The following is a 17,147-nucleotide window of genomic DNA, read 5'->3' on the forward strand; positions in this document are numbered from 1 at the left end:
GGCGGCGGCTAGTCGCCGTCGTCGGAGGCGAGGCTCTTCACCAGTTCGATGATCCTGCGCCGCACCTTCTGGTCCTGAATCCGGACGAAGGCGCGGTTGAGCTGGAGCCCTTCCGCGCTGGTGCAGAAGTCGATCGCGAAGGTGGTGGACGGGTCCTCCGCGAAGCCGCGGTTGGCGGTCCCCTCCTCTCCGGGCAGGTCCTCGAAGAAGAAGGCAACGGGAACAGAGAGTATGGTGGCGATCGCCTGCAGCCGGCTTGCGCCGACCCTGTTGGTCCCTTTCTCGTATTTCTGGATCTGCTGGAAGGTTATGCCGAGATTCTCACCCAGCTTCTCCTGGCTCATGCCAAGCATGTTGCGGCGAAGCCTGATCCGACTCCCAACGTGCGTATCCGTCGGATTCGGCTTCTTCTTGTTTTCCTTGTCTGCCATTTTTTCCTCGCCGGGCTTCGCCGGCTTTTCCGGTTTGTATTTTGTTGTCATTCCGGCGCACTCCTCACCCCAACGAATGCATCGGCTGAAAGCCCTGTCTGCCGGACGTTTACAGTATGAGTTTCTAATATATCTGCTGTCAATTCGCCCGCAGCCGCTGCCAGATCCTTCCTGTAAATGCGAACAATGCGAAGGCTGCCAGGATCGCGAAGCCGATGAACCGGCGTTGTTCAGCCGATGCGATCTGCCCGCCGGATAGGTCGCCGGGAAGATCTATCTCCACGTCGAGCGCATTCCTGGCATTCAATGCGAGTGCGTCGATTACGCGTCCACGCGCGTCGATGGCGCCCGAAATCCCGTTGTTGGCGGCGCGCAGCACGGGCAATCCGTTCTCCACTGCCCGCAACTGCGCCTGCCGGAAATGCTGGTATGGACCGGGCGTGTCGCCAAACCAGGCATCGTTGGTGACATTCACAATAATACTGGTTGACCTTACGTCAACTGCCACCAATTCGGGGAAAATAATTTCGTAGCAGATGAACGGCGCAATGGTGGTACCACCTGGCAACTCGATCGGGTGGCGCTGGCTGCCGGCGACGAAATTCATCGGCCCCGCGACCAATTGCCCTATGCCGAAGCGCTCAGCCAACTCGGCGAAGGGAATGTATTCGCCGAACGGCACGAGATGCACCTTGTCGACCGCGTCGACGATCTCGCCGCTGTCGTTTATCGCCAGCACGGAATTGTAGTAGAGCGGTGCTGTTCGGCCCGCCTCCTCGCGCACCGCGCCGGCGACCAGCATCTGGGTCGGCTTCAGCATCTCGCCGATCGCGACCAGCGCATCCGGTCGCTCCGTGAAGAAGAACGGCACCGACGTCTCCGGCCACAGGATCAGTTGCGGCGTGGGCCGGCCGGCCTCGGGCGGCCGCGCCGACAGGTCCATCGTCGTCTGGAAGATGCGGTCGCGCACGCTCTCGTCCCATTTCTCCGACAGGTCGATCGACGGCTGCACGATACGTGCGGCAAGCTTGCCGCCGGAGGCCTCAACCGGAGCGTTCACGCGGAAGTAGCCGTAACCGGCATGCGCCGCGACCAGCAGGACGGCAAGGGCAAGCCCGAGACGAAGATTGCGCCTCGCAGCCAGCAGCGCCGGCATTGCGAAGACGAAGACGGCGAGCGCGTTCATGCCGGTGACGCCGGTCAGCGCCACGCTCTGCATCAGGAGCGGCGTCGGCATCGCAGCCAGCCCGACCGGATTCCAGGGAAAGCCCGTGAACAGGAAACTGCGCAGCCATTCGGTCAGGCCGAAGGCGAAGGCGAGCGCCGCGATGCGGGTGATGCCGTTCGCCCAGAAGAGTCGGGCGACGGCAGTGGCGAAGCCGTAGAAGAAGGCGAGCAGCAGTGGTATGCCGAGGACTGCGAAAGGCAGCGCCCAGGCGAAGCTGTCGGCCTCGACCAGCAACGCGCTGCCGATCCACCAGAGACCGGCGAGGAAATAGCCGAAGCCGAACCACCAGCCGATGGCGAAGGCGGGCTTCAGGCGTCGCAGCGGATTGGACGAGGCCTCCGCGGTCGAGCCGTCGAGCAGCCAGACCAGCACCGGAAAGGACACGAACCCGGCTGCGAAGAAATCATAGGGCGCCTGCGTCAGCACAAGAAGCGCGCCGGCCGCAAAGGCCGCGGCCAGCCGGCGCCAGCCCCAAAGCAGAATTATCCGCCCCGCCAGGCGCTCCATGCGCAAACCTGCCCGTCCAGCCTCGGCATGACCGCCTGCTGCAAGCCGGGTCACGCGTCCAGAGAATCACGCGCGGAGGTTAGAGCCTTTCCGTCCCGGATTGAACCGCCCGGATCAAACGGTTTGCGTCTCTTTAACCTTGTCGCGAAGAAAACGCGCCGGCCCTAAGCGTTGGGAGCGGGCTGCTCCACGCGCGCGGCGCGTCGGCGCCGTTCGGCTTTCACGATGTCGACGATGCGCACCCGTTTCACCCGGCGCGGATCGGCGTCGAGCACGTGGAACTCGAAGCCCGGAATGGCCTGGACGACTTCGCCGCGCGCCGGCACGCGGCCGAGCGTGTTGAAGATCATGCCGCCGATCGTATCGACATATTCGCCGTGCTCGCCGGCCTTGAAGCCTTCGCCGATCAGCTTGGCGACCTCATCGATCTCGGCCTTGCCGTCGACGATATAGACGCCATCGCCGGCCTGCGTGATCATCGGCTCCTCGTCGTCGTGCTCGTCCTCGATGTCGCCGACGACCATCTCGACGATATCCTCCAGCGACACCAGCCCATCGGTGCCGCCATACTCGTCGATGACCAGCGCCATCTGTGTGCGGCTCGCCTGCATGCGTCCCATCAGGTCCGAAGCGAGCATGGAGGGCGGCACGAACAGCACGGTGCGCATCAGGTTGAGCTCGCCGATTGTCTTCGCCAGGTCGATATTGGCGAAATCGAGCGCCGGCGGAGCCGCCTTGCGGGCACGGCTCTTCTTGGCGCGGGCGAGCTTGGTGATGTGGGCCAGCACGTCGCGGATGTGCACCATGCCTCTGGGATCGTCGAGCGTCTCGGCATAGACCGGCATGCGCGAATGGCCGGACTGCTCGAAAACGGTCAGAAGCTCACCAAGCGTCGTGTTGATCTCGACCGCCTCGATGTCGGCGCGCGGGATCATCACGTCCTCGACGCGCACCTCGCGCAGGCGGAGAATGTTGTGAAGCATCGCCCGTTCGCCGGGCGAGAAGGATTCGGCGTCTGCGGCTGTCTCGGCCAGTGCGTCGGCTATCTCCTCGCGGAGGCTGGAGCCGTTCTTGTGCCGGAACAGGCCGGCCAGCCGCTCGAAGAAGGAGGGTCGCTCGGAAGCGGATTCGACCGTGGCTGCGAGCGGCGCGGATTGCGGCGTCGACTGACTGGGACTCGAACTCGGGCCTTCTTCTGCCGATTCGGCTCTTGCGCTGCCCGTTTCGGGCCGCGCGGCAGGCTCTGGTGTGTCGTTCATCTTCGTCGGGTTGGTTTCCATTTCCTGTTACGCGTAGGGATCGGGAATGGCAAGCCTCGCGAGAGCGGCCCGCTCCAGCGCTTCCATCCGCTCCGCCTCCGTTTCCTCCTCGTGATCGTGGCCGAGCAGGTGCAGGACCCCGTGGACCACGAGATGCGTTATGTGGTGGCCGAGCGGCTTGCCTTCCAGTTCCGCCTCGCGCGCCACCGTCTCGGCGGCAAGTACGACGTCGCCCAGCATCGGTGGCAATTCTTGGCCGATTTTCACCGGAAAAGCCGGGAAAGACAGCACGTTGGTCGGCTTGTCCTTGTTGCGCCAGCCGGCGTTCAGCGTGCGGATATGCGCATCGTCGGTGAAGACGACGCTGAGTTCGGAGCCGGCTTCATACGCTGCTCCTGCCTCGTACAGCGCAGCCCCGACCGCCTTTTCGACAAGGCTCCGCAGCGTCCGTTTCTGCGGCCAGTCGCCGGACTCGACCGCAATGTCGATATCGATCCTGGGTTTTCGTGCTTGCGGCATGGCTACGGCGGACGGGCGCTCCCTGGCGGGAACGACCGTCTCAGTCTTCGCCGGTGCCCAGCCCGCGCGCCATCTTGGCGTCGCGGTCATAGGCCTTGACGATCTCGGCGACCAGCGGATGCCTGACCACGTCGGTGTCGTTGAAGCGCACGGGGACGGCGCCCGGCACGCCGTCGAGGATGCGCAGGGCCTCGACAAGTCCGGACTTGGTGTTCGGCGGCAGGTCGATCTGCGTGGGGTCGCCGGTGACGATCATGCGCGAGCCCTCGCCGAGGCGGGTCAGGAACATCTTCATCTGCATCGGCGTGGTATTCTGGGCTTCGTCGAGGATCACGGCGCAATGCGCAAGCGTGCGGCCGCGCATGAAGGCGAGCGGCGCGATCTCGATCACCTCGGCGGTGATCGCCCGCTCGACCTTGTCGGCAGGCATCATGTCGTAGAGCGCATCGTAGAGCGGACGGAGATAGGGATCGACCTTCTCCTTCATGTCTCCAGGCAGAAAGCCCAGCCGCTCGCCGGCCTCGACGGCAGGCCGCGACAGCACGATGCGCTCGACCATGCCGCGCTCGAGCAGCATCGCCGCATGCGCCACCGCCAGATAGGTCTTGCCGGTGCCGGCCGGGCCGATGCCGAACACCAGCTCGGCGCGCTCCAGTGCGCGCATATAGGCGTCCTGGTTGGTCGAGCGGGCGTAGATCGTGCGTTTCCTGGTGGCGATCTGCGCGGCGGCCATCTTTCCCTTGCGCTCCAGCGTCGGCAGCGTCAGCTGGTCGTCGGCGGCGATCGCCATCCTGACCGCGCCGTCGACGTCCGACTGGCCGATATCGGCGCCCTTCTGCAGGATGCCGTAAAGATTGTCGAGCGCCCGGCGCGCCTGCTCGGCCGCCGATGACGAGCCCTTGATGGTGAGCTGGTTGCCGCGCGAGCGTATATCGACGCCGAGCTTCTGCTCCAGCCGCGCCAGATTCTCGTCGAATTGTCCGTAGAGCGCACTCGCCAGCCGGTTGTTGTCGAAGGTGAGCACGATATGCGCCATGTCGGAAGCCCCGGATGCCGGCCCCGATGCTGGACTGGCGGGCGGCTTCTTCAATTCGGTAGCGCTCAACCGTCTCTCCTCGTCAGCCGCCATCAGATCGGCTCGGCGAACAGGCTGTTCCTGCCTGTTCGCGTGATTCGCACATCGATAATGTCACCGATTTCGCCGGCGGTTTCATCAACAATCACCGGCTGTAGCCAGGGCGAGCGACCGACAAGCTGGCCAGGCTGGCGACCGGGCTTGTCGATCAGGGCGCTGATCGTCCTGCCGGCCATCGCGGCAGTGAAATCCTGCTGCTGCTCGCCGAGCAACGCCTGCAGACGCTGCAAACGCTCGTCCTTCACCGCTTCGGCGACGTGGTCCGTCATGTCGGCGCCGGGCGTGCCGGGGCGCGGCGAATATTTGAAGGAGAAGGCTTGTGCGTATTGTACAGTCCGCACCAGCTCCAGTGTCGCCTCGAAATCGGCGTCCGTCTCACCGGGAAAGCCGACAATGAAATCGCCCGACATCGCCATGTCCGGCCGCACGGCGCGGATGCGCTCAACCAGCTTGAGGTAGTCGGCGGCCTTGTGGCGGCGGTTCATGGCCTTCAGGATGCGGTCGGAACCCGCCTGCACGGGCAGGTGCAGATAAGGCATCAGTGCGGCGAGGTCGCGATGCGCCTCGATCAGCTCGTCGTCCATGTCGCGCGGATGGCTGGTCGTGTAGCGCAGCCGCGCGATGCCGGGGATCTCAGCGAGGCGCAGGAGCAGGCGACCGAGCCCCCATTCGCCACCGTCCGGGCCCTCGCCGTGCCAGGCGTTGACGTTCTGGCCGAGCAGCGTCACCTCGCGCACGCCGGCTTCAGCCAGCCTTTCCGCCTCGGCCACGATCTGCGCCACCGGACGCGACACTTCCGAGCCGCGCGTATAGGGCACCACACAGAAGGTACAGAACTTGTCGCAGCCCTCCTGCACGGTGAGGAAGGCCGTTACGCCGCGCCCAATGACCTCGGCCTTGCGGGGCTGCGGCAGATGCTCGAACTTGTCCTCGATGGCGTAGTCGGTCTCGACGACCTTCTCGCCGTTCCTCGCCTTCCTCAACGCTTCCGGCAGGCGATGATAGGTCTGCGGGCCGATGACCAGATCGACGGCATTCTGCCGGCGGATGATCTCGCGACCCTCCGCCTGGGCCACGCAGCCGGCGACGCCGATCACCGTCTCCAGCCCGCGGCTAGCCCGCTCCGCCTTGAGGTCGCGTATGCGGCCGAGCTCCGAATAGACCTTTTCGGCGGCCTTCTCGCGAATATGGCAGGTATTGAGGAGCACAAGATCGGCATCCTCGATGCGGTCCGTGCCGGCATAGCCGTCCACCGCCAGGGCATCCGACATGCGCTGGCTGTCATAGACATTCATCTGGCAGCCATAGGTCTTGACGAAGACCTTCTTTGCGGCAACCGGCGGGTTCACTTCACCTTCCGCACGGTCGGCGTTCTCGGCCGGCTCGATCTGTTCCAGTTCCATCGGGCGGCTTTTAGAGGGTTTCTGCGACAAAAAACAGACGATTCTGGCTATGCCGGCCGGCGTTTGCTCGGCTCTGGGCGGGCAAGCGCGGTCTCCAGCATGGCGCGCACATCGGCCTCAGCACGGCGCGTTGCCTCCTTGCGGCTGTCACCGGGCAGGAACTCGATCGGCTCGCCGAAATGCAGCTCCACGTCGACCGCACCTTCCTTGAGCAGGGCGGCGGCGTGCGGCGCCAGCTCAGTATCGCCGATCCAGGCGGCCAGCGACCGGCCCCGTCGGCCCATCGGCATGCCCTGGATCCGCGTATAGGCTATGGTCAGTGGCTGGATGTAGACCTTGTCGATGGCGCCTTCCTGGAGCGCCATGGTGGCGGCGCCGAATAGCGTGGACTTGAACGGCAGGACGAGATTGCCGTCGCCGGTCGTGCCTTCGGCGAACAGCACCACTGCTTCGCCGGCGGCGAGACGCCGCGCGATCTCGCCGGCCTGCTTGCCGGAGGTGCGCCTGAGTTCGCGCTCGATGAAGATCGTGCGCTGCAGCCGCGCCAGCCAACCCATCACCGGCCACGTCGCCATGTCAGCCTTGGCGATGAAGGAAACCTCGCAGTGCGAGCCGATGACGGAAATATCGGTCCAGGACACATGGTTTGCGGCAACGACCAGCGGCCGCCTGGCGGTCAATTCACCCTTTTGGTGGACGCGGAAACCCAGCGCCCGGCAGTTGCCCCGGTGCCAGAGACGCAACACGCGCCACTCGCTCCAGAGTTTCGTCTTCATGGCGATCAGCTGGAGGGGCACCAGCACCAGCGTCGAGGCGACGACGCTGCCCAGTGCGACCACTAGCCGGATGCTGCCGATCATCTTTCAGGCCGCCCTATCTGTCGCATTTCCGGACGGAAACCGGTTCCCACTTTTGCGGAATGGCTCTGAAGCACGATCCTAGCAAAGTGCAGGCTTTCCAGGTCGGGGATGCTTCATGGACACGCGCTAGCGAAGATCGCGCCGCATGACAAGCGCTCCGCTTCGGCCCTCGCCGGTCTCATAATAGTGTGGCCGCTTGCCTACTTCGAAGAAGCCTAGCCGCCGGTAGAGCGCGATCGCCGGCGCGTTGGCCTCGTCGACCTCGAGGAAAAGCGCCTCGGCGCGTTGGCTGTGCAGCTCGCGCAGCACCGCGTCCATCAGCCGCCAGCCGAGACCCTGCCGGCGATGCGTCCGCGCCACCGCGACCGTAAGGATCTCACCCTCGCCGGCCGCCAGCCGCGCCAGCACGAAACCCACCGGCGGAGCGTCGCCCTTGCCGGTCTCCCGGGCGGCGAAGCCGAACACGGTGTCCTGTGCGAGCAGGCTTGCGAACTCGCCATCGCTCCAGGGTCGCACGAAATCCTCATGGTGGATCGCCGCGACCGCCGGACTGTCGTTCGGGGTCAGCGGCTCCAGCGCATAGTCGCGGGTCTTCGGCGTCAGAAAGGGTATGCGCATGAAAATCGATCTTTGTCTCACCGGCGTTTCCGGCCGGGATCATGACCGGATTCGCGGCAGGACGAAACCGGCCTGCGGCTTGGCGTCGGCGTCGCGCAGGTAAAGCGGCTTCGGCCTTTCGCCGGCTACCTTGATCGCGCCCAGCCGGGCATAGACGACGATGTCGGCGGTCGACCCGGACGCGCCGGTTTCCAACCTCGCGCCCGCTTCCTCGGCCACCGTCGCCGCCGCCGAGCCAACCAGCAGCGGCAGATGCTCCCTGGCAATCGCTGCGGCCCCCTGCAGCGTCGTCGCCACCGGACCGAACAGCAGCGCGCCCGCTTCGTCGTAGACGGCCAAATGGACTTCGCCACGGCCGCCGTCGAGCGCGGCCATCACTTTCCTCGCCCCTGACCGTTCCCGCGTTTCCGCCGCGATCGCCTCCAGGGTCGTCACGCCGACGGCCGGAATCTTGAGCGCCATCGCAAAGCCACGCGCCGCCGACACGCCGACACGCACGCCGGTGAACGAGCCGGGCCCGACCGCGACCGCGATACGGTCGAGCGCCGGGAAATCCACGCCGGCCTCAGCCATGGCGTCGTTCACCACACCCATCAGATGCTCGGCATGGCCCTTGCCGAGATCGAGCACCGACCGGCCGAGTTCCTTGCCGGCATCGCTGTCGTAGACGCAGGCCGCGCAGAGCGCCGAAGCCGTGTCGATGGCCAGGACGATCATGTAGCGTCCGCGCGTGTCATCCCGCCCGGTCCCGCGCCTTGAGCTCCAGCCGGCGCGCGTGCAGCACCGGCTCGGTGTAGCCGTTCGGCTGATCGCGGCCCTTGAACACGAGGTCGCAGGCAGCCTGGAAGGCGATCGACCCGTCGAAATCGGCGGCCATCGGCCGGTAAAGCGGATCGCCCTCGTTCTGCTTGTCGACGACCGCCGCCATGCGCCGCAGCGTTTCCATCACCTGCTCGCCGCTCGCCACGCCGTGGTGCAGCCAGTTGGCGATGTGCTGCGAGGAGATGCGCAGCGTGGCGCGGTCCTCCATCAGCGCGACATTGTTGATATCGGGCACCTTGGAGCAGCCGACGCCCTGGTCGATCCAGCGCACGACATAACCCAGGATGCCCTGCGCGTTGTTGTCGAGTTCCTTCTGGATGTCCTCGGCCGTCCAGTTCGGCCGCACGGCGACCGGCACGGAGAGAATGTCGTCGAGCCTGGCCTTCGGGCGGCTCTTCAGGCTCTCCTGCACCGCGTGCACGTCGACCCGATGATAATGCGTCGCGTGCAGGGTGGCGGCCGTCGGAGATGGCACCCAGGCGGTGTTGGCGCCGGCCTTCGGGTGACCGATCTTCTGCTCAAGCATCGCCGCCATCATGTCGGGCATCGCCCACATGCCCTTGCCGATCTGGGCGTGGCCCGACAGGCCGCATTCAAGCCCGGTGTCGACGTTCCAGGTTTCGTAGGCTGAGATCCAGGCAGCCTGGCGCATGTCGCCCTTGCGGATCATCGGCCCGGCTTCCATCGAGGTGTGGATCTCGTCGCCGGTGCGGTCGAGGAAGCCGGTGTTGATGAACACGACCCGCTCCTTGGCGGCGCGGATGCACTCCTTGAGGTTAACCGTCGTGCGCCGCTCCTCATCCATGATGCCCATCTTCATGGTGTTCGGCGTCATCTTCAGCATCTTCTCGACGCGCGCGAATATCTCCACGGCGAACTCGACCTCGTCCGGCCCGTGCATCTTGGGCTTCACCACATACATGGAGCCGCTGCGCGAATTCTTGCGGCGCCCGTTCTCGCCGATGTCGTGCAGCGCGATCAGCGCGGTGACCGCAGCATCCATGATGCCCTCGGGGACCTCATGCCCCTCACGGTCGACGATTGCCGGATTGGACATCAGGTGGCCGACATTGCGCACCAGCATCAGCGAGCGGCACTTCACCTCGAAGGTCGAGCCGTCAGGCGCTTGGTAGTCGAGGTCGGGGTTGAGCTTGCGGGTGAACGTCCTGCCGCCCTTCTCGACCTCTTCCTTCAGGTCGCCCTTCATCAGGCCGAGCCAGTTGCGGTAGGCGGCAACCTTGTCCTCGGCATCGACCGCGGCGATCGAATCCTCGAAATCCTGGATGGTGGTGACGGCCGACTCCAGCCAGACATCCGAAATGTTCGCGGAGTCCGTCTTGCCTATCGTGGAGGTGGCGTCGATCAGGATCTCGATATGGATACCGTTGTTCTTGAGCAGGAACTGTGTCGGAGCCGCGGCCTCGCCGAGATAACCGGCGAATTTTTCCGGCTGCTTGAGGCCGGTCGTCCGGTCGCCGTCGAGCGCCACCACCAGCTTTTCGTGTTGGACCGAGAAGCCGCGCACCGCCCGCCAGTTGGCGCCGTCGAGCGGCGCCGCGTCGTCCAGGAAGTTGCGCACCCAGGCGATCACCTTGCCGCCACGCACCGGATTGTAGTCCTTGCCCTTCTCCGCGCCGCCGGTGTCGGTGATCGCGTCGGTGCCGTAGAGCGCATCGTAAAGCGAGCCCCAGCGCGCATTGGCGGCGTTGAGCGCATAGCGCGCGTTCATCACCGGCACGACGAGCTGCGGCCCGGCGATCGATGCAATCTCCGGATCGACGTTCTCGGTCGTCACCTTGAAAGGAGTACCTTCCGGAACGAGGTAGCCGATCTCCTTGAGGAACGCCTTGTAGTCCTCCATGTCGGTCGGGGCGCCATGCTGGCGGTGCCAGGCGTCGATCTTCCCCTGCAGGTCGTCGCGCCGCCGGAGCAGCGCTCGGTTGCGTGGGGCCAGATCGTGAATGATGTTGGACAGTCCGGCCCAGAATTCCCTGGCCTCGATGCCGGTTCCCGGAATCGCTTCCTCCACGACGAAGTCGTGCAGCTCGCGGGCAATCTGCAGGCCGGCGATTTCGACGCGATCAGTCATTCCGTTCATCTCCGAGGTCGTATTTGTCCGTCAATTCCGGGCCTTTGACCACGCAAAGGCAGGAGGGTCAATTGATCCGCTGTTCAAGCAGCGCGAACCTCGCGTCCAAGACTGACGAACGCATCCGTGGGCGGTCCGGTTTCTGCGCGGCTCCCGATCGCGGCAGCATGCTCGGCGGGCTCATAAAATCGATTTGACCTGCCACCGGGATAGGCCTTGCCCTCGGCTCCGGCTTCGTCGATACCTTGCCTCGCGATTTTTCCGGCAGGGACGAAGATAATGATGCCATCGGCGCGATTTCCCGATCTCGAAGGCGCTTCGGTGCTGATCACCGGCGGCGGCTCCGGCATCGGCGTCGCGCTCACCGAAGGCTTCGCCCGCCAGGGCGCAAGGGTCGCCTTCGTCGACATCGCCGAAGTGCCGAGCCGCGCGCTTGTCGAGCGGATCGCGGCCGCAGGGGCGATCCGTCCCCTTTATATCAAGACCGACCTGACCGACATCGAGGCGCTGCGCAAGGCTGCCGCCGAGGCCGCCGCGGCGCATGGACCTGTCACGGTGCTGATCAACAATGCCGCCTATGACGAGCGCCACGACATCGATGCGGTGACGGAGGAGTATTGGGACAACAACCAGGCGATCAACCTTCGCCCGCATTTCTTCACCGCGCAGGCCGTCGCCCCCGGCATGATCGAAGCCGGCAAAGGATCGATCATCAACTTCACCTCCACCTCCTTCCTGATCAATCATCCTGACATGCCCTCCTATACGGCCGCCAAGGCCGGCATCATCGGCCTCACCAAGGGTCTTGCCGGGCGGCTCGGCCCGCACGGCATCCGCGTCAACGCGGTGGCGCCGGGCTGGGTGATCACCGAGCGTCAGCAGAAGCTCTGGGCCACTGAGGAAACACTCGCCGCACACGTTGCCAAGCAGTGCATCCGCGAGGTGATGCAGCCCGACGACATGGTCGGCACCTGCCTCTTCCTCGCTTCCGACGCCTCGCGTATGCTGACCGCGCAGACGCTGATCGTCGACGGAGGCTATCTGTGACGAAACCCGCCGTCGCCGCCGTCGACTGGGGCACGTCGAGTTTTCGCCTCTGGCTGCTCGATGCTGCCGGAGCAGTGCTGGCGGAACGGCGCAGCGGCGAGGGCATGCTCACCGCCGGCGCCGAAGGTTTCGGTCCGATCCTCGAAAAGCACCTCGCCGCCGTCGGCGCACCCGACAGTCTGCCGGTGGTCGTCTGCGGCATGGCCGGGGCGCGCCAAGGCTGGATCGAAGCGCCTTATGTGACGCTCCCCGCCGGCCTCGACGGCATCCTCGCCGGCGCGGTTCCGGTACCGGGCCAAGGTTCGGGCCAAGGCTCAGACAGGACGCGAAAAATCCGCATTCTGCCCGGCCTGGCGCAGCGCAATGCCAACGAGCCCGACGTCATGCGCGGCGAGGAAACGCAGCTCGCCGGCGTGCTGCCGCTGTTCGCTTCCGGCCGCCACGTCATCTGCATGCCCGGTACCCATTCGAAATGGGTGGAGGCCGAGGGCGGCGTGATCGCCGGCTTTCGTACCTGGCTGACCGGCGAGCTTTTTTCCGTGCTCTCGAAGCAGTCGATCCTGCGCCACTCGCTCGGCGACAACGTCGCGCCCGCGCTGCCGGATACGCCGGCCTTCGTCGCTGCCTGCACCGATGCGCTCGCCCAAGGTGGCGACATCGGCCCGTCGCTCTTCCGCATCCGCGCGGCCACCCTGCTCCAGGACCTGCGGCCCGCCGACGCAGCGGCAAAGCTCTCTGGCCTGCTCATCGGCGCCGAGATCGCCTCGGCGCGCCAGCTCTTCGATCTCCCGGCCGGCGAAGTTATCCTCGTCGCCTCCGGTCCGCTCGGTACGCTTTACGCCGCCGCATTGAGGCTGGCAGGCTGCGCCGTCTTGCAGGCGGACGCCGACGACGCCGTCCGCACCGGCCTGTTCGAGGCGGCAAAGCGCCTCGGCTGGACAGGTCCCGTATCGGAAAGTTCCCTGTCATGACCGTGCCCTTCCCAAAGCTCCAGCGCCGCCTCGTCGCGATCCTGCGCGGCGTGAAACCGGATGAGGTGCTCGCCGTCGCCGCAGCGGTCTTCGAAGCCGGCATCCACGCCATCGAGGTGCCGCTCAACTCGCCCGACCCGTTCCGTTCGATCGAGATGCTGGCAAGATCGCTGCCGAAGCCGGCGCTGGTCGGCGCAGGCACGGTGCTGAGCGCTGAGCAGGTCGACAGCCTCCACAATGCCGGCGGGCGCTTGCTGGTCAGCCCCAATATAGACCGCGCCGTCATGGAACGCGCCAATCATCACGGCATGGTCACCATGCCCGGAGTCTTCACGCCGACCGAAGCCTTCCTGGCGCTTTCGCTCGGCGCTTCGGCGCTGAAATTCTTCCCGGCCAGCGCACTCGGTACGAAAGGCATTTCGGCGGTCAAAGCCGTTCTGCCGAAGGACGCGATCGTCGGTGCGGTCGGTGGCGTCTCGGAGAAGGATTTCGCAGACTACGCCAGGATCGGCGTCTCGACCTTCGGCCTCGGCTCCAGCCTCTATGCGCCTGGCCTCGGCGCCGAGGCGGTGGCCGGTCGCGCACTCGCCGCCGCCGCCGAATGGGATGCCGTCTTCGCAAAGGGCCAAGAGGCTTAAGATCGTCATGACCACCGTCTCCATCCTTTCCGACATCGCCTGCCATCTCGGCGAAGGTCCGACCTACGACCCGCAATCGGATACGCTGTTCTGGTTCGACATCCTGGGAAAGAAGCTGCTCGAGAAGCGCTGGCCGGATGGGGATGTCGTCGTTCACGACCTGCCGGTGATGGCGAGCGCGCTCACCGTCATCGATGCGGACCGGCAGCTCCTGGTGACGGAGACCGGGCTTCACATACGCGACGTCAGGACGGGAAAGCTGACCCTCCACCGGCCTGTCGAGGCCGACAACCCGCTGACCCGCTCCAACGATTCGCGGGTGCACCCGTCGGGCGCACTCTGGTTCGGCACCATGGCCCGGACGGAAGAGAAGGGCGGCGGATCGATCCGCTGGTACTTCAAGGGCGAGATCAGGACGCTTTTTCCCGGCATCGGCATCCCGAATTCGATCTGTTTCTCGCCGGACGGCAGGATCGCCTACTACACCGACACCGCGATCAATTTGCTGATGCGCGTCGACTGCGATCCGGCGACCGGCCTGCCCACCGGCGAGCCCACGGTCTTCTATGACCAACGCAAGGACAAGGGCGGCCTGGACGGCTCCGTCGTCGATGCGGAGGGGGTGTTGTGGAACGCGCGCTGGGGTGCAGCCAGCCTCGACGCCTATTCGCCCGACGGCAAGCGCATTCGCTCAATCCCGATGCCGGCCAGGCAGAGTTCGTGCCCCTGTTTCGTCGGTCCCAACGCCGACCGCATGATCGTCACCTCGGCCTATCATTCCTATGACGCGAAGGGGCGCGAGCGCGATCCGCAGGCGGGCAAGACGTTCCTTGTCGACCTGCCGGTCAAGGGTCGCTTCGACCCGCCCGTCGCTTTGTAGACAATTCACGTCGAGGCCATCTCTCCCGGTCTCGACGTAGAGGGTCAAGGTGGCGGCTCAGCGCCCATGCTGGCCACCTCGCCGGATTTTGTATGCCCAGACCCACCCTCATCCTCGTCTACGAACCCGAAGCCGCCTGTCGGGCGCGCCTCGCCGCCCAGGGTTTTGTTGAGCAACACGCGCTGGAGATTTCCTCCTATCTGGCGCAGTCGACCGACCTCCCGCCAGAATTTCCCACCATCGAAAAAGCCTGTGCCGCGCGTGGCCTCGATTTCCTGCCACTCGCGCTGGACGATGCTGCGAAAGGTCTAGCCGGAAGACCGGCCGAAAATACGCTGGTCTGGACGCTCACCGACGGCGTGGCCTATTTCCGCGGCGGCGCCGCGCCGGCGCTGGCGCGTCTGAATGGGTTGCCGACCATTGGCGCTGACGATTCCCTGTTCGCTTTATGCCAGGACAAGTTCCGTTCCGGCGCCGTGCTTTCGGCGCTCGATCTGCCGGTCCCACCGGCCGGTCTCGCCTCGAACGGCGAATGGCTGGCCGAGCCGCCTCCTTCGTCACGCGGCTGGTTCGTGAAGCCCAACCGGCTCGGCGCCAAGATCGGCATCTGGCCAGATTCGCACTGCGAAACCCTCGGCCATGCTTTGGAGCTCAGTCGCCGCGTTTACGGTGCCTATCGCGATGCCGTCGTCGTTCAGCCCTACGTACCCGGCCGCAATGTGCGCGCCAGCTTTCTGGCGGTGCGCCCCGAAACCGGGACCGAGGCGCTCGGAATCGCCTTCGTCGATTCGGACGGCGACTTCCAGACGATGGACGATTCGATGGCGCTCTACGGCGATACGGGCGCGCAAGCCGTCGCCGACGGCCGTTATATCGAACCCAAACTTTCCGCCGTGGCGGACAGCCAGCCGGAGGCCGCCGCGTCAATCCGGGCGATCGCCGCGCGGCTCATGCAGGCGCTGGGCCTGCGCGACGTCTTTTCGATGGATTTTCGGGTAGAGGCGGACGGCACGATCCACCTCATCGAATTCGAGGTATGCCCTGGCCTGCCTTGCTTCGATTTTCGCGCCTATTGCCGTTCGCAGTGGCAGATGAGCCTACCGGAGGCGATGGCGGAAACGGCTGCACGCCGGTTCTTCGGGAGATAGCGCGCCCTCAAGGGACCCGGGTCCTGCATCCTGCTGCAGACTCGCACGATGCTTTGGCATTGCTAGCCTTCACAGACGCGCCTCGAGAGACCCGCCCGCCAGTCGCCTCAGGCCTTCGCCATGCAGATGTCGGTCACGCCGGAGCTGATGAAGCCAAGCTGCTTCGCAGCACCCTTCGACAGGTCTATCACACGCCCCTTGATGAAGGGGCCACGGTCGTTGATGCGCACGATCACCGACTTGCCGTTCTTCTGGTTGGTGACCTTGAGCTTGGTGCCAAAAGGAAGAGTGCGATGCGCAGCCGTCAGTTCGGCGGGATTCATCTGCTCGCCGGAAGCGGTCTGGGAATAGAGCGCATACCATGAGGCGCTGCCGCATTGTGATTTTGCCGAGGCCGGAGCCGTAAATGTGGCGACAAAGAAGGCCCCGCCCAGCGCTACGGCGCTGGCCGTGATTGTTCTTTTCGTCATGTTTAAAGTCTCTCCGTAAGTAGGCCCGGATCGCTGGGTACTTAACGATTAAGGCACCAAATGCGGCAGAGCTCTGGCGGTTCCATGACGTTGGCACACGTTTCGAAACACTTCGAAACACTGTGTCAGGCCTGCGAATTTGTCTCGGTGACCCAACGTCAATCGCAGGATATTCGATCGATGATCGCGGCTGACCTAGCCGTTGCTTGACGGGCAAAAACTTGCTTTGAAAGTAGAGGGTTAGCGCGCCGTCATCCGTCGCCGGCAGCGATAGAAAGCACCGAGCCAGATGATGCCGGACTATCTCAATTCTATTTCGATGAAGGCGTATTCGGCTTCGTTGGCGCTGATGACGTCATGTTCGACGCCTTCGTTGCGGAAATAGGGCGCGCCCTTCTTCATCTCGGCGACGCTCTCGCCTTCCTTCGTCACCAGCTTCAGCTTGCCGTCCATCAGCGGCACGATGACATAGTCATGCGCATGACGATGCCAGCCGGTGTTGTCCCCGGGCTGGAAGCGCCATTCGGTGACGATCACGCGTTCATTGTCGATGAGTTTGGTCGCCTTGGCTGTCCCGGTCATGGCAGCACCTCCGTTTTGCCTGCATCATGCAGCTAGGGGCGAGCGCCGATAAGGCCAGTGCGTGGAAAACGACGCGCCAACAAAAAAGCCCGGCGCAAGCGCCGGGCTTTCATCTCGATCTGTCCGTTCAGGCGACGTTTCCGCCGATCCAGTGCGACAGCGCGGTCTTGGGCAGGGCGCCAACCTTGATGTCGGCGACTTCGCCACCCTTGAAGATCATCAGCGTCGGGATCGAGCGTACGCCGAACTGCGCGGCGAGCTCGGGGTTCTCGTCGATATTGAGCTTGGCGACCTTCACCTTGCCGGCGAGTTCATTGGAGATCTCTTCCAGCGACGGGCCGATCATCTTGCACGGGCCGCACCACTCGGCCCAGAAATCGACGACCACTGGCTCGGAGGCCTCCAGCACGTCGCTCTTGAAGTTGTTGTTGTCGACCTTGACGGTTGCCATTTGAACAGAGCCTTTCGGTGTTTCGCGTCGCACAATATGTGGGGTGTGGCTGCCCAAATTCAAGCAGCGTTTGTGTCCCGGCAACTTTG

18 protein-coding genes are annotated in these 17,147 nt (G+C 64.8%); 5 read left to right on the forward strand and 13 right to left on the reverse strand.

Annotated features, from left to right (window positions below; genetic code table 11):
• Positions 1-8 precede the first annotated feature (8 nt).
• From D8676_RS19410 to D8676_RS19455, 10 genes are all read right to left on the reverse strand, one after another.
• Positions 9-431: a helix-turn-helix domain-containing protein gene (locus tag D8676_RS19410; protein ID WP_121582834.1), complete on the reverse strand. Its 423-nt coding sequence runs from the start codon at positions 429-431 to the stop codon at positions 9-11.
• A 139-nt stretch (positions 432-570) separates the two neighbouring features.
• Positions 571-2,166 carry an apolipoprotein N-acyltransferase gene (lnt, locus tag D8676_RS19415; RefSeq protein ID WP_121582741.1) on the reverse strand — a complete coding sequence of 532 codons (1,596 nt, stop codon included), beginning with the start codon at positions 2,164-2,166 and terminating at the stop codon, positions 571-573.
• A gap of 164 nt (positions 2,167-2,330) precedes the next feature.
• Entirely contained in the window at positions 2,331-3,425 is a 1,095-nt protein-coding gene (locus tag D8676_RS19420; RefSeq protein WP_121582835.1) for a hemolysin family protein, read from the reverse strand.
• 27 nt (positions 3,426-3,452) lie between these two features.
• Positions 3,453-3,944: an rRNA maturation RNase YbeY gene (ybeY, locus tag D8676_RS19425; RefSeq protein ID WP_121582742.1), complete on the reverse strand. Its 492-nt coding sequence runs from the start codon at positions 3,942-3,944 to the stop codon at positions 3,453-3,455.
• 40 nt (positions 3,945-3,984) lie between these two features.
• Positions 3,985-4,980 (reverse strand): PhoH family protein, encoded by a 996-nt coding sequence (locus D8676_RS19430; protein WP_121582743.1) that lies wholly within the window; start codon positions 4,978-4,980, stop codon positions 3,985-3,987.
• A 92-nt stretch (positions 4,981-5,072) separates the two neighbouring features.
• A complete protein-coding gene (miaB, locus tag D8676_RS19435; RefSeq protein ID WP_348629026.1) occupies positions 5,073-6,467 on the reverse strand; it encodes a tRNA (N6-isopentenyl adenosine(37)-C2)-methylthiotransferase MiaB in 1,395 nt (464 codons plus the stop codon).
• Positions 6,468-6,529: 62 nt separating this feature from the next.
• A complete protein-coding gene (locus tag D8676_RS19440) occupies positions 6,530-7,342 on the reverse strand; it encodes a lysophospholipid acyltransferase family protein (RefSeq protein WP_121582745.1) in 813 nt (270 codons plus the stop codon).
• Positions 7,343-7,468: 126 nt separating this feature from the next.
• The gene (gene rimI / locus D8676_RS19445) at positions 7,469-7,960 is read right to left on the reverse strand and encodes a ribosomal protein S18-alanine N-acetyltransferase (RefSeq protein WP_121582746.1); all 492 of its coding nucleotides are present in this window, start codon (positions 7,958-7,960) and stop codon (positions 7,469-7,471) included.
• A 39-nt stretch (positions 7,961-7,999) separates the two neighbouring features.
• Entirely contained in the window at positions 8,000-8,677 is a 678-nt protein-coding gene (tsaB, locus tag D8676_RS19450; protein ID WP_121582747.1) for a tRNA (adenosine(37)-N6)-threonylcarbamoyltransferase complex dimerization subunit type 1 TsaB, read from the reverse strand.
• A 16-nt stretch (positions 8,678-8,693) separates the two neighbouring features.
• A complete protein-coding gene (locus D8676_RS19455; protein WP_121582748.1) occupies positions 8,694-10,871 on the reverse strand; it encodes a malate synthase G in 2,178 nt (725 codons plus the stop codon).
• 279 nt (positions 10,872-11,150) lie between these two features.
• On the opposite strand from D8676_RS19455, the gene D8676_RS19460 reads away from it, so the two are divergent.
• The 5 genes from D8676_RS19460 (at position 11,151) to D8676_RS19480 (ending at position 15,555) form a co-directional block, all read left to right on the forward strand.
• Complete coding sequence (locus D8676_RS19460; protein ID WP_121582749.1) at positions 11,151-11,918, forward strand: SDR family oxidoreductase; 768 nt, start codon at positions 11,151-11,153, stop codon at positions 11,916-11,918.
• Positions 11,915-12,889, forward strand: coding sequence for a 2-dehydro-3-deoxygalactonokinase (locus D8676_RS19465; protein WP_121582750.1), 975 nt, complete (start codon positions 11,915-11,917; stop codon positions 12,887-12,889). The genes D8676_RS19460 and D8676_RS19465 overlap by 4 nt, the downstream gene beginning before the upstream one ends.
• A complete protein-coding gene (locus D8676_RS19470; RefSeq protein WP_121582751.1) occupies positions 12,886-13,527 on the forward strand; it encodes a 2-dehydro-3-deoxy-6-phosphogalactonate aldolase in 642 nt (213 codons plus the stop codon). The genes D8676_RS19465 and D8676_RS19470 overlap by 4 nt, the downstream gene beginning before the upstream one ends.
• Before the next feature lie 7 nt (positions 13,528-13,534).
• A complete protein-coding gene (locus D8676_RS19475) occupies positions 13,535-14,407 on the forward strand; it encodes an SMP-30/gluconolactonase/LRE family protein (RefSeq protein WP_121582752.1) in 873 nt (290 codons plus the stop codon).
• Between the two features lie 92 nt (positions 14,408-14,499).
• Positions 14,500-15,555 (forward strand): D-alanine:D-lactate ligase-like protein, encoded by a 1,056-nt coding sequence (locus D8676_RS19480; protein WP_121582753.1) that lies wholly within the window; start codon positions 14,500-14,502, stop codon positions 15,553-15,555.
• A 107-nt stretch (positions 15,556-15,662) separates the two neighbouring features.
• On the opposite strand, the gene D8676_RS19485 is transcribed toward D8676_RS19480, so the two are convergent.
• The 3 genes from D8676_RS19485 to trxA all read right to left on the reverse strand — a co-directional run bounded on the left by D8676_RS19485 (position 15,663) and on the right by trxA (position 17,058).
• On the reverse strand, positions 15,663-16,025 hold the full coding sequence (locus D8676_RS19485) for a septal ring lytic transglycosylase RlpA family protein (RefSeq protein ID WP_121582754.1): 363 nt from the start codon (positions 16,023-16,025) through the stop codon (positions 15,663-15,665).
• A gap of 300 nt (positions 16,026-16,325) precedes the next feature.
• Complete coding sequence (locus D8676_RS19490) at positions 16,326-16,607, reverse strand: cupin domain-containing protein (protein ID WP_121582755.1); 282 nt, start codon at positions 16,605-16,607, stop codon at positions 16,326-16,328.
• Between the two features lie 127 nt (positions 16,608-16,734).
• Positions 16,735-17,058, reverse strand: coding sequence for a thioredoxin (gene trxA / locus D8676_RS19495; RefSeq protein ID WP_121582756.1), 324 nt, complete (start codon positions 17,056-17,058; stop codon positions 16,735-16,737).
• Positions 17,059-17,147 lie beyond the last annotated feature (89 nt).

It is taken from the genome of Mesorhizobium sp. YM1C-6-2, assembly GCF_003666685.1.
Classification (GTDB): Bacteria; Pseudomonadota; Alphaproteobacteria; order Rhizobiales; family Rhizobiaceae; genus Mesorhizobium_K.